Below are 11526 nucleotides of genomic sequence, written 5' to 3'. Positions count from 1 at the left end.
TGAACCAATATTTCTTTGAGACATCTTCTGAAATCCCCTTGACAACTGCCATACAGGCTTAACTTGTTACGAATGGGCAGAGCCTCTGGGAATGTGTTACCAGGCAGAGGCTGGGAACGAGCTAAACCCGGTTTCTGATTCCCTGCGCGATCGCCCAAGCATCCTAGAAACCGGGTTTCTGCGATTATTCTGGCATCTTCAGGCCCGATTTTGTTAAGAAACCCGGTTTCTGAGCCCTGCGCGATCGTGAGCTTTGAGCAAACTCGCCGGATCGGGTCCAGCGGGGATAATGCAGCCGGGATTCAGCGGGAACAAATTGCCGTAATAATCGCGCTTCACAGCCTCCAAATCGCAAGTGCCAGCAACTCCCGGTAACTGGTACAAATCGCGCAGATAAGCTCCCAAATGCTCGTAATCTTGAATGCGGCGCACATTGCATTTGAACAAGCTGTAATAAACAGCATCAAAACGGAATAGAGTAGTAAAAAGCCGCACGTCTGCTAAAGTCACCCGATCGCCACAAAGGTAACGACTCCTCAAGAGCGAGCGATCGATCTCGTCTAAAACAGCAAACAATTCACTGCAAGCCGAGTCATAAGCAGCTTGAGATTGGGCGAAACCGCAGCGATAAACGCCGTTATTCACCGATTGGTAAATCTTCTCATTCCACTCGTCAATTTGCGATCGCAAATCCAGAGGATAAAGATCCATTTGAGGATTGCTAGCAAACTCGTTAAACTCCGAGTTTAGCATCACAATAATTTCCGAACTCTCGTTATTGACGATCGTCTTTTTCGACTCATCCCACAGCACCGGCACCGTACACCGCCCTTGATAGCCCGGTAAAGCCAACTGGTAAAGTTCCGGCATCGTATTGCAGCCAAATGTCTGCGACTCCATCACCCACATTCCCCCTTCCGAGGGATAGACAATCGACACCGATATCGCATCTTCAAGCCCTTTGAGGGCCCTCGTCACCAGAGTGCGGTGCGCCCAAGGGCATCCCGTACCCACAAAGAGGCGATAGCGTCCCGCAGCGGACCCGTGAGGGTTGTCTGGTGCAGTGCTGACAAAGTTGCGGAAACTGCTGGTGGGGCGAATGTATGCTCCGGTGCGATCGGGCGGCGCTAGTTTTGACATCATTAATTGCCACATTGATGTCCAGACAAATTTGCCTAGCTTGACTGTTACGGATGAAGGAAGCGATTTGTTTTTCACAATGCGATTAAAATAGGTTTGCTAAACATAATCTGCTTATTTTAACTCACATTGCGAGCCAAGTTTGTTCGCTCGTTCCCAGGCAGAGCCTGGGAACGCATATCCAGAGGCTCTGCCTCGCTGTTCGCTGTTTTCCCTCACCTGGGAAGGACTTTTCTAGTCTCTGCCAGAGGCTATTTCAGCATAAGCTCGATCGATCAATCGGCGAGCAACCGTCTGAATTCCCGTATGTTCGTAATAATTGGTAGTCATGTCTAAAAACGCCGCCACATAATCCAATTTGTCATCGGTAACATCAACGTATTGCTTGAGATTGCCTAAAACTATGGCGGGAGTTAAGCCGCGAGACTGTACTAAATTGTTCATCCAACCTTGCGCTGAAGCGAAAGTAGTTGTCACAAATCCGAACTTTTGTGAATTATTTGCGCCGGGAATTAGGTTGCTAATATTTTGGAATGTTGAGTTTTGCTGCAAGGTTGAAGGATTCAATCCGCCTATGGTATTTTGTGCTACTCTAATGAAGTCCGGGCCAAGGGGAATTAAACCGTCAGCACAAACTAAAGCAGCCATCCGCATCAGAGATTCGTCTTTGTAATGGGATAAATAATTACCAAAGCTTCCCACATTGTTAAGGGAAATATTGTTAAGTTTGCAGTAGGCTATTAGCTCGATCGCCACTTTGACGCACAAGTCGATCGTTTGAGTGGTGTCAGCTTTGGGAGTGAGGCGGTTCAGAAAGGAAAGAAAGCCGATGTTTTCGCCGATTTTATTCGCCATAGCCGTTGCACCTAACGCACTGTCGGCGCTGTCTGCTAACTGGTAAAGCCTGACTACGCCTTGATATGGCTCGTTGGGGTTAGCGTAAAGCTCGATCGCGCGATCGCGAATTTTCCCAACTAATTTGCGCTTTGTTTCCCCTGTAACCGCTTCAATAGTATTATCAAAACCCGTTAGATTGTTCCACTCGCCCGGAACCACAAAATCGAGAGATTTTAACATCTTCACAGTGACGCCACCCGACGGCAGATTGTCAACCAATTCCACAATAGATTTGCTCATCACAAACTCCTGAATAGCCAGATTTAAAGTGTTCTTCCAAATACTCCAACTTCGGCAAATCCGATTCCAGATTCCAGATGAATTCCCAGAACTAAGTAGGTAAGCACAAATAGATATTAGACTACCAGCTCCTGTTTTGCAATCCTCTGAGCTTTTCTCTCTTCTCTAACTCTGCGTTCTCTGCGCCCTCTGCGGTTCATTAAAAAAAAGTCTTTTCCACAAAACATTTGCATTTCACTCGCCAGCACAAAGTTAAGTTTCATTATATTTACCGACTCAAAATCGCCCAAACGTGTTAAAATAAATGGCGCAAAATAGAAAAAAATAAAATATGACTGTTGCAGTTAACACAACTCCGGGATTAGCCTCGCGTTTAGTAAATGGCGTACTCTCCATCAAGCCTTTGGCTAATCTAGCCAAGCACCAAGCACGGGAAATGATGATGAAAAGAGCCGAAAAAATTGGGGTGCATTGGCGACAAGAAGTCCAAGCACTTTTGTCCCGGAATTGGGATGCAGAATTGCTCAGCGTCCAAAATCCCGATCTGGTTTACCCGAAATATTATCTAACTTCATTTCACGCTTATGAAAAAGGTAATATGAGCTGGGAAGCTGCTACAGAATTTGAAGTTGCCGCCCGTACAGTTCACGCGGGAATTTGGCCGGAAGCGGGTGCAGAAGGCGATGCTAAACTCCGCGCCAGCTATCACGAAGTCATCAAATCTCAAATTGCTTCTTCGCCGCAAGATATTGTTGATTTGGGATGCAGTGTGGGAATGAGTACCTTTGCTCTTGGGGAGGTTTACCCGGAAGCGAAGATGACTGGGGTGGAGTTGTCGCCTTATTTCTTAGCCGTTGCTAAATACCGTTCCCAACAGCGAGAATCCCAATCTTTAAATCAAAAATCTCCGACTTGGGTTCACGCTGCTGCTGAATCTACTGGTTTGCCGGCGGCTGCTTTTGATTTAGTTTCTATTTGTTTAGTTTGTCACGAATTGCCGCAGAAAGCTACTAGAGAAGTGTTCCGGGAAGCGAGGCGTTTGCTACGTGTGGGCGGACATTTGACAATTATGGATATGAATCCTCAGTCGGAAGTGTATGCCAAAATGCCTCCTTATATTTTGACTTTGCTCAAGAGTACGGAGCCTTATTTGGATCAGTATTTTGGGTTGGATATCGAGCAAGCTTTAGTTGATTCTGGTTTTGCCCAGCCGACAATCACTTGCAATACAGTCCGACACCGCACTATTGTTGCTGAGGCCATATAGCGGTTTTCAGTATAGTGAAGTACAGATATCGGGTAGGACACGGCAGTGCCGTGTCTAAAGCTGTATTTATTTAATTCGATTGAAAACTGCTATAAATGGTAAAGTTACATAGATATTATTCAATCCTTGGGACGGTGCCTGAGTGTAAATAGTCTAATCTGTGGATTTAAACATTCCTGCGATCGCGCCCCCTACCGATAAATAATTCCCATCCTACCGGATTTGATATTGGACAGCCGTAGAAGCTATTCACAGCGCCATTTGTTAGACATTTTGATAGAACCCTAAAAGAAGGACATCTTCATGAACCCGACAGCCCCCTCTCAAAACATCATCGATTGTTTGCAGGTTATCTTGGATGCCACTGCAACGAAAAATTACGAGCTTTTTACTACAGTCGGTGATGCAGGCTACAAAGCGAGCATTACACAAAAAATGTTTGACGACGTTAGCGAGCAGCTTGCTTCCCGCCTGCAAAAGGGATACTCAATTAATTATTTTGGTGAGATAAAACAAGGTAATTTTCCGATTTATTTGTGGAAGCTGAGTTTTGAAGATGGTGGAGATGAATTTGTGGCACACATGACTATGAATGAAGACAAAGTTGCTGGGATTTTCATCGAATAACATATCTTGCTTGACACGGCATTTCACTCTCATCTAACGCCGATCGCCCACAACTGTTAATCGAAACCGATCGGGCGGCACAAAGGTGATTCCCCGGCGCGCCGGACGAATAAGCCGATCGATATTCGATACAAACTCACGGGAAGATAGCACCGTTGCTAAAACCAGCTTCATTTCAAACATCGATAACGCCATCCCGATGCAGCTTCGACTCCCGCCTCCAAAGGGTAAAAATTCAGAGGCGGAAAACTTGCGATCTAAAAAGCGATCGGGATTGAATTGAGCGGGATTTTCGTAGGTTTCAGGGCGACGGTGGGCCAAATAGACACAGGGGATTAAAATCGTTCCCGGTTGATATGTATAGCCTTCGAGTTCGATCGTCCGTTTCACCTTGCGCGGCTGCGAAATTAAGGCAATTGGATAAACCCGCAGCGCTTCCTTGCAGACTGCTGTTAAGTAGGGCGACTGCGAAAGCGCGATCGGATCGGGATTCTCGCCTAATTCATCCAATTCCTTCCGCAACGTCGCAAGGCATTGGGGAAACTGATGCAGCCAGTAAAACGCCCAAGTCAACGCCGATCCAGTCGTTTCATGTCCCAACAACAACAGCGTCATCAACTGATCGCGCAATTCTCGATCGCCGAGGGATTCGCCGCTGTCGTCGCGAGCCATCATTAACACTGACAGAATATCCGTGCGAGACGAATCGAGAGAATGCGATCGCCTCTCGGCAATTTCCGCATAAATCAGCGAGTCAATCTGCGCCATCTGCTGCAAAAACTGCCCCCACGGGCTCCAAGGCCCTAAATTTTGCTGCAACGGTTCAAAGAAAAATTGCATCGAGTACAGTTCAGAGGTAATAGCCTCTAAAAGATTGCTGAGCAATTGTTTCAGCCGTTCGTAGCGCTCTCCCGGCACTAATCCAAACACGACTTGCAAGATTACTTGCAGCGAAATTTCTGACATTTCTTCGCGGACTGCGATCGCATCTGGGGCTTTCCAGTCGATCGTCTGCTTTTTCGTCAAATCAACAATCAAATGCCCTTGACTGTGCAACTGTTCCCGATGCAGCGCGGGCATTAATAGCTGTCGCTGTCGCAGATGTCGCGGCCCTTCATTCATAATGAGGGATTCATTTCCCACCAGCGGGCGAAATACGTTGGTCACTTTGCCAAACTCAAAGGCATCGGCTAAGGTCGTAAACACCGCCTGAATCGCTTCTGGACGGCCCAGAAACACCACGGGGGGCGAAGCGGGCCCCAACACGCGGGCGGTAAATGTATCGCCGTATTTGGCAGAGTAGCGATCGAAAAATGCGATCGGGTCAGCTACCAGCGAAAGCGTTTGGAACAAAGCAGGAGAACGAGATCCGGTAGGCAGCGTCATTGAAAAACTGGCGATACACAATGTTTCTAGTGTATATCGATCGACCTTGCACCCTGAAATTTATCTGCGATCGATCGACATTGGGTAGAAACCGGGTTTCTGAGCGTAAGTTACACCAGAACTATGAAGAGAGCATTCGCTTAAAATAATCTTCAAGAATTAGGTAACAAAATAGATGAAAGCCAAAAAGCATCTTTTTATCAATTTAGCTTCTGGTATCTCAGCATTTCTAGTGGTTGGCTATTTCGGCATCTCAGCTTATGCAGGACATACTCTTTCAAAGCCAAACAGATGCTTTGACCCTCTTAAAGCATCTGTTTTTGCTGTTCCTCCTGAAAATGTAAAATTTCGTACACCTGATGGCGTGGAGATTGCTGGTTGGTTTATTCCAGAAAAAGCAACAGACAAGGTATTAATTTTAGTACATGGATTGAATTCCAGTCGGACTTGTGAGCTGGCTGGAAAGTTTGCCGAGTTTGGTTCAGCTATGAATCAAAAAGGCTTTTCGATACTTATGATCGATCTGCGAGGACATGGGCAAAGTGCTGATTCTCGCTTCACCTTTGGAATTACAGAAAGGCGAGATGTTATTGCAGGAGTGGATTGGCTTAAAACCAGGGGCTTTAAGCCAAAAAAGATTGGGGTTTTAGGTTTTTCAATGGGTTCTGCTACTGTAATTGGAGCAGCAGCAGATGACTCAGACATCGGAGCAGTGGTCACTGACAGTAGTTACGCAGAGGTTTATCCAATTATTCAGAAGCATTGGCAGTCAGCTTCAGGATTACCTGGGATATTTCTTCTTTCTACCATGATGTTTGGACATTTGTTGACTGGATACGATCTAACTTCTTCTAAGCCAGTGCAGGAGATAGGTCGTATTTTCCCTAGGCCTGTTTTAATTATTCACAGTGCGATCGATCCTTATACGCCTATACAAAACGCTCGCCAACTCCGAGAAGCATATCCTTCGGCAGAATATTGGGAAACCAATGCGAAGAAACATCCAGAAAGCTACAATACGAACCCCAAGATGTACGTTGACAAAGTTGCTGATTTCTACAATAGGAGTCTAAATTAGGGCGGCTCCTAGAGCAAGCAGATATCCAGATGCAGCTTAAGTTTTCCGTTAGGAAAATTTAATTTTTGCTCGCCAGATCGCAGCCTGAAATTTATTTGTGGCTGATGGCGAAGGCAAGTAGCAAAAAGAGTAATGCTATCCCGAGCGATCGATGATCGATCGCAGATTGTATGGCTAACTTGCCAGCCTAAACTGCTAAAAGTTGTAGTTTTAGATGAAATGGATGTTGGCGATCCTTTGGTTTGGCATTCTGCTTACGAAAATCAAATGACTTTGGGATACAATTGTTGTAAAAGCTGGTAGCCCGTTGGCTGAATTTGTTATGACATTAACATCCCGTGTTGTTCATAGCGACCCCGATATTCTGGGGGGAACCCCTGTTTTTGTTGGGACTCGTGTACCAATGAGAACCCTACTTGATTATCTTAAGGCTGGTGATTCATTAGAGGTATTTCTAGACCATTTCCCTAGTGTCAGTCGGGAACAGACAATAGCAGCTCTTGAATTAGCAAAGGAAATGTTGACAGCCTATGCGAATCCTGCTTGATGAATGTGCCCCACGACCTTTAAAGCGTGAACTTGCTGATTACGAGATACGCACAGTTGTTGAGATGGGATGGTCAGGAAAAAAGAACGGTGAATTACTGCTGCTTATGAGTCAAGAGGGCTTCACGATTCTGCTTACCACCGATCAAAATTTGCGTTATCAGCAAAACTTGCAGCAAGCTGGAGTAGCAGTCGTTGTTCTTGTAGCATCCAGCAACAGACTTCCTGATTTACTTCCTCTGCTACCAGATGCTCGTAACGTTTTGAATACTATTACTCCGGGGGAAGTGATTGAAGTCGGAGGTTCTTAAAAGTTCTCTAGGTGACGCAGCAAAACAACGCCCATGCACCCGATCGCACAGAGGTTATGTGTTGGGAACGGAGGTAGTCTGCTGCGGGTGATTGACACCGTTAGATCGCTCTATTCCTGCGAGGGTGGTTCCGCAGATTGTATGGCTAGCTTCCCAACCTAACATGACTGTTTTACGCTCTACTCCCCAGCCATAGCCACCGAGTTCTCCAGATTCTCTAATGACTCGGTGACACGGAATTAGATAGCCGATCGCATTTTTACCGATCGCATTTCCTACAGCTCTAGCAGCAGTTGGGCGTGCTACCATTTGAGCTATCGTCTGATAGGTGGCGATCGCACCAAATGGCAATTTCAACAGTGCTCGCCAAACTTGAATCTGAAAGTTAGTGCCTTTTACCAAGAGCGTTAGTGGTTTTTGCTCGCTGAGAGTTTCTGAATTGAAAATCAGGTCACACAATGATTGAGTGGTTTGCTCATCACGAATGATTTCAGCGTTTTTCCATGCCAATCGCAGTCTTTGTTCGGCAGTTTGTTCGTCTGTTGTATCCAAGAAATAAAGATTACAAATACCACGAACCGTTGTAGCGATTAGAGATGTGCCAAACGGGGTATCATGAATGCCATAGCGAATTTGCAAACCTGCTCCGCCTGCTTTGAACTCCCCTGGTGACATTGCTTCTAAGTTCACAAATAAATCGTGTAATCGTCCGGGACTCGATAGTCTCACGTCCAATGTTAGGTCTAGAAGGCTTTTAGTGTGAGTGATTTTTGACTTGGCATATTCAACTGTCAGATATTGCAAAAACCGCTTGGGGCTAATGCCGGCCCATTGAGTAAATAGCCGTTGAAAATGATATTCACTCAGTCCTATGTGTTGGGCCACAGTTGCCAGATTGGGCTGGTTTAGGTGGTGTTGTCGCATAAAGGCGATCGCCCGAGCAATCCGGTGATAATCTTCGCTAGCATAGACACTCGCATTCTGCATCGAAATCATCTAGTCTAAATCAAGGGAATTTTGATGTTTCCTTACTTTAGCCATAGAGCAGGCTCAAAGCCACCCGTTTCTTGCGGTGAATGCAGTCAGTCGATTTTAGCTTTTAGATTTTAGATTGAAGAAAGCGAGCTCACTGCTAAACCCGGGGGCTGGCGATGAGGATGAGCGAGCTTTTTTCTCGCTCCACGGATGCCTCGGGCGACTTGTAACCAAATTTCTTTCGGTCAGTCACTTAACCGAACTTTCGATCTCACCCTCCCCGCAACTGCGTCACCAAGTGAACTAATTCAGGTAAAATTAGCTTTTCCACAGCTAGTTTCACGCCATTGCTAGAGCCCGGAAGAGAAAAGACTAACTTGCCTTGATACACGCCTGCAACTGCGCGAGAGGCGATCGCCCTCGAACCAATTTCTTGATAGCTCAAAAACCGAAATATCTCACCAAATCCTGGTAAAATCCTGTCTAGCAAACTCTCCATCACATCATAAGTGGTATCTCGGGGAGCGATGCCCGTGCCGCCGTTAAAAATGATTGCATCCACATCTTCACGCTGGGAAAAAGCCTGCATTTGCAATACAATTTTGGCCGCATCATCTTTAACAACAGTGTAAGCTACCACCGAGTGACCCGCATCTTTTAGCAGCTTCTTAGTTAACAAGCCACTATTGTCTGTTTCGGCCGAGCGCGTGTCGCTAACAGTAATGATAGCGCAGTTTACGGTTATTTTAGATAAGTCGGGGTGAGGAATTTGCGTCATAGTTTCTTCTTCTAAGCAATCGGCAACCGGCAACCGGCGATCGGCTAATTACCAATTACCAATTACCAATTACCAACTACCCATTATGCCTTGCTAAATCCTAAACCGTTTGCTTCCGAGTAACGTTCCATGAAACGCATAAATCGATCCCATTCTGTGGAACTTCTCATTAGATAAAGAGCTTCCAAACCAGCAGGCTGACCGTTGATGAACTTAGCCTTAACCTCGCGAGTGAGGATTTCGCCTTCTTCGTCGATCATGTACATTCCAGTAATGTCTTCGGTACTGCTGCTGCTGAGAGCTTTGGGATTTTCAAAGATAAACGTGGCAGTGCCTTGATCTCCGCTTTTAGAACGGGTTAGGCGCACTTCGGGTACAGAATCTTCGTCTATACCCCGAGAGAATTGAATTTTAGCCATAATCTGACACTCAAACCTTAAGGATTGCTTAATTTCTTAATGTTTAATCATAAAACGATTCGGGTACTCACAAATCAAGACTTGGGAGAGTGGAAGCGGGCGAGAGTGGGTGAGAGTGGATGAGAGTGGGTGAGAGTGAGGGAATCGGAGACAAGGGCGAGGGGAGATGGGTTGGTTCTTCTGAGATATTGCACCATTCTCAATAATCCTTTCAGGGCGGGCTCTCCTGCCCAACCCCTACTCCCCACAAGAAAATCTACTCTTTGTGGAACAGGCCGGAAAGCCTGTTCTTAAGAATGGTGGAAGATGTGAGTTCTTTGTACCCCAAGTTCTCCTCTCCCTTGTCTCCCAATTCCCTTAGACGATGTAGGGAGAGTTAATGGGCTCGGCCCGCTTTGTGGCTACCAGAGTTTGGTAGAGGAGGGCGGATATCTCGCCCCGGGTGATGTCGTGGGCGGGGGAAAGTTTTTCCCGCGCGGGATAGTTGACCACGATTTTGCGCTCTGTGGCGGTTGCTATCTCGTCGGTGGCAAAACTGGGAATTAGAGCTCGATCGACATAAACGCTCAAAGAATTGGGGTTGCCGCCCGCCAACTGCAAGCCGTTTACCAAAGATACGATCGCCTGAACTCTAGTCAAATTCTGCTCCGGGCGAAACGTGCTGTCTGGATATCCAGCCAAAAAGCCAGCTCGATTAGCTTGGTCGATCGCTCCCCGCGCCCAAAAATCCACCGCCACATCCTTAAAAACCGTCGCCTCACGGCGCGGCACCAATTCAAACGCCTTCGCCAGCATAGCCGCAAACTGAGCTCTAGTTACAATCTCGTAAGGTTGAAAAGTGCCGTTGGGAAACCCGCTAACAATATTCATCTTTGCCAAGCGATCGATAAAATCCTTAGCCCAATGCGTGCTGATGTCGCTGAATTTTAGCCCGCCAGGAGTCGGAGTTGGCGTCACATTGCCCAAATCAAATAAACCTTTCACCCGCGAAGAATTGAGCTGATTTCCCACCGCAGAAATCTTAACTCCCGTCGCATTTTGCAAGTCTAATTCGCCGTTGTTCTGAAAGATATTGCCGCCCAAATCTTCAGCATTACCCATATCGGGCAGGGACTTCCCCACCGCAGTCAAACCGTATTCCGTATTTTTTTCGATGCGATTATTGCGTAAAATTGGCTGAGATTCCCCCGCTAAAACTATACCGGAGCGATTTTCCAAAATTTGGTTATCAGCAATCAAAGGAGCCGACTGAGCTTGCAGAGAAATGCCGAAACCCGTCTTTTGAAAAATATTGCGCCGTATTACTCCCTTAGCAGTTCTCGCCATAATCACCCCAGCCGCAGAGTTTGCCACAAATATGTTGTCGAGAATCGCAGGATTAGCGGTTCCAGTGGCAAAAATGCCTTCGCGCTTGCATTGAGTGAAAGTGCAGTTAGCCACAGTCGGAGAAGTTGACTCAATCCAGACTCCCGTGCCACGACTATCGAGATTAGTGACAGTTACTCCCCGCAATTGGGAATTAGTTGCTAGTAGTATGGTGGTATTTTGGTCTGCAGCGGTGGGACTGACAAATTTGCCACTACCTTGAATCAGAATGCCTCTACCTTTGTTAGCTTCATTGCCAATAACTTTTACTCCCGAGGGAATTTCCAAGGGGAATTTTTCGCCAGTAGCATCGCTATAAGTTGCCGGTGCTAACTGAATCGTAGTTCCCGATGCAGCGCGACCGATAATCGCGCGGGCTATAGTTTTGAATGGGGCTGATTGGCTGCCGACTGCGGAATCGCTGCCTGTTTGCGGGTTGACGTAAAGTGTTGCCATGTTTTTGTTGAAGAGATAATTGGCGATCGAGCTTTTGTGGA

The 11526-nt window shown here is 46.6% G+C and carries 13 protein-coding genes; 6 read left to right on the top strand and 7 right to left on the bottom strand.

What is annotated here, in order from left to right; all coding sequences use genetic code 11:
• Positions 1–213: 213 nt before the first annotated feature.
• Positions 214–1155 carry a glutathione S-transferase C-terminal domain-containing protein gene (locus QUA25_RS24310; protein ID WP_333041797.1) on the bottom strand — a complete coding sequence of 314 codons (942 nt, stop codon included), beginning with the start codon at positions 1153–1155 and terminating at the stop codon, positions 214–216.
• A gap of 219 nt (positions 1156–1374) precedes the next feature.
• Positions 1375–2277 (bottom strand): hypothetical protein, encoded by a 903-nt coding sequence (locus QUA25_RS24305; RefSeq protein ID WP_333041795.1) that lies wholly within the window; start codon positions 2275–2277, stop codon positions 1375–1377.
• Between the two features lie 331 nt (positions 2278–2608).
• Between QUA25_RS24305 and QUA25_RS24300 the strand changes: the two genes are divergently transcribed.
• Both QUA25_RS24300 and QUA25_RS24295 read left to right on the top strand, forming a co-directional pair.
• On the top strand, positions 2609–3544 hold the full coding sequence (locus QUA25_RS24300; RefSeq protein WP_333041794.1) for a class I SAM-dependent methyltransferase: 936 nt from the start codon (positions 2609–2611) through the stop codon (positions 3542–3544).
• Between the two features lie 303 nt (positions 3545–3847).
• On the top strand, positions 3848–4171 hold the full coding sequence (locus QUA25_RS24295) for a hypothetical protein (RefSeq protein ID WP_333041792.1): 324 nt from the start codon (positions 3848–3850) through the stop codon (positions 4169–4171).
• A 33-nt stretch (positions 4172–4204) separates the two neighbouring features.
• Here the strand turns inward: QUA25_RS24295 and QUA25_RS24290 are convergent, their stop codons facing one another.
• Positions 4205–5557, bottom strand: coding sequence for a cytochrome P450 (locus QUA25_RS24290; protein WP_333041791.1), 1353 nt, complete (start codon positions 5555–5557; stop codon positions 4205–4207).
• Positions 5558–5732: 175 nt separating this feature from the next.
• Here QUA25_RS24290 and QUA25_RS24285 point away from each other — a divergent pair, with 175 nt between their 5' ends.
• The 4 genes from QUA25_RS24285 (at position 5733) to QUA25_RS24270 (ending at position 7492) form a co-directional block, all read left to right on the top strand.
• A complete protein-coding gene (locus QUA25_RS24285; RefSeq protein WP_333041789.1) occupies positions 5733–6635 on the top strand; it encodes an alpha/beta fold hydrolase in 903 nt (300 codons plus the stop codon).
• Between the two features lie 132 nt (positions 6636–6767).
• Entirely contained in the window at positions 6768–6938 is a 171-nt protein-coding gene (locus QUA25_RS24280) for a hypothetical protein (RefSeq protein WP_333041787.1), read from the top strand.
• A gap of 19 nt (positions 6939–6957) precedes the next feature.
• Positions 6958–7182, top strand: coding sequence for a DUF433 domain-containing protein (locus QUA25_RS24275; protein WP_333041786.1), 225 nt, complete (start codon positions 6958–6960; stop codon positions 7180–7182).
• The gene (locus tag QUA25_RS24270) at positions 7166–7492 is read left to right on the top strand and encodes a hypothetical protein (RefSeq protein ID WP_333041785.1); all 327 of its coding nucleotides are present in this window, start codon (positions 7166–7168) and stop codon (positions 7490–7492) included. Before QUA25_RS24275 ends, QUA25_RS24270 begins: the two co-directional genes overlap by 17 nt.
• A gap of 54 nt (positions 7493–7546) precedes the next feature.
• On the opposite strand, the gene QUA25_RS24265 is transcribed toward QUA25_RS24270, so the two are convergent.
• The 4 genes from QUA25_RS24265 to QUA25_RS24250 form a co-directional block, all read right to left on the bottom strand.
• Positions 7547–8479, bottom strand: coding sequence for a methylated-DNA--[protein]-cysteine S-methyltransferase (locus QUA25_RS24265; protein ID WP_333041783.1), 933 nt, complete (start codon positions 8477–8479; stop codon positions 7547–7549).
• A gap of 259 nt (positions 8480–8738) precedes the next feature.
• Entirely contained in the window at positions 8739–9245 is a 507-nt protein-coding gene (locus QUA25_RS24260) for a MogA/MoaB family molybdenum cofactor biosynthesis protein (protein WP_006632696.1), read from the bottom strand.
• A gap of 83 nt (positions 9246–9328) precedes the next feature.
• Positions 9329–9664, bottom strand: a complete 336-nt coding sequence (gene psb28, locus QUA25_RS24255; RefSeq protein WP_333041781.1) for a photosystem II reaction center protein Psb28 — start codon at positions 9662–9664, stop codon at positions 9329–9331.
• A gap of 357 nt (positions 9665–10021) precedes the next feature.
• Positions 10022–11485 carry a DUF1565 domain-containing protein gene (locus QUA25_RS24250; protein WP_333041778.1) on the bottom strand — a complete coding sequence of 488 codons (1464 nt, stop codon included), beginning with the start codon at positions 11483–11485 and terminating at the stop codon, positions 10022–10024.
• Positions 11486–11526 lie beyond the last annotated feature (41 nt).

The organism is Microcoleus sp. Pol17C6, from assembly GCF_036701145.1.
In the GTDB taxonomy this organism is placed as follows: Bacteria; Cyanobacteriota; Cyanobacteriia; order Cyanobacteriales; family Microcoleaceae; genus Microcoleus.
Note: the sequence above shows the minus strand (reverse complement) of the source record. Positions and strands in the feature narration are given on the sequence as shown.

Coding starts and splice junctions, on each gene's coding strand:
- QUA25_RS24310 (WP_333041797.1), bottom strand. CDS start 1,155: ATGTGGCAATTAATGATGTCAAAACTAGCGCCGCCCGATCGCACCGGA.
- QUA25_RS24305 (WP_333041795.1), bottom strand. CDS start 2,277: ATGAGCAAATCTATTGTGGAATTGGTTGACAATCTGCCGTCGGGTGGC.
- QUA25_RS24300 (WP_333041794.1), top strand. CDS start 2,609: ATGACTGTTGCAGTTAACACAACTCCGGGATTAGCCTCGCGTTTAGTA.
- QUA25_RS24295 (WP_333041792.1), top strand. CDS start 3,848: ATGAACCCGACAGCCCCCTCTCAAAACATCATCGATTGTTTGCAGGTT.
- QUA25_RS24290 (WP_333041791.1), bottom strand. CDS start 5,557: ATGACGCTGCCTACCGGATCTCGTTCTCCTGCTTTGTTCCAAACGCTT.
- QUA25_RS24285 (WP_333041789.1), top strand. CDS start 5,733: ATGAAAGCCAAAAAGCATCTTTTTATCAATTTAGCTTCTGGTATCTCA.
- QUA25_RS24280 (WP_333041787.1), top strand. CDS start 6,768: ATGCTATCCCGAGCGATCGATGATCGATCGCAGATTGTATGGCTAACT.
- QUA25_RS24275 (WP_333041786.1), top strand. CDS start 6,958: ATGACATTAACATCCCGTGTTGTTCATAGCGACCCCGATATTCTGGGG.
- QUA25_RS24270 (WP_333041785.1), top strand. CDS start 7,166: ATGCGAATCCTGCTTGATGAATGTGCCCCACGACCTTTAAAGCGTGAA.
- QUA25_RS24265 (WP_333041783.1), bottom strand. CDS start 8,479: ATGCAGAATGCGAGTGTCTATGCTAGCGAAGATTATCACCGGATTGCT.
- QUA25_RS24260 (WP_006632696.1), bottom strand. CDS start 9,245: ATGACGCAAATTCCTCACCCCGACTTATCTAAAATAACCGTAAACTGC.
- psb28 (WP_333041781.1), bottom strand. CDS start 9,664: ATGGCTAAAATTCAATTCTCTCGGGGTATAGACGAAGATTCTGTACCC.
- QUA25_RS24250 (WP_333041778.1), bottom strand. CDS start 11,485: ATGGCAACACTTTACGTCAACCCGCAAACAGGCAGCGATTCCGCAGTC.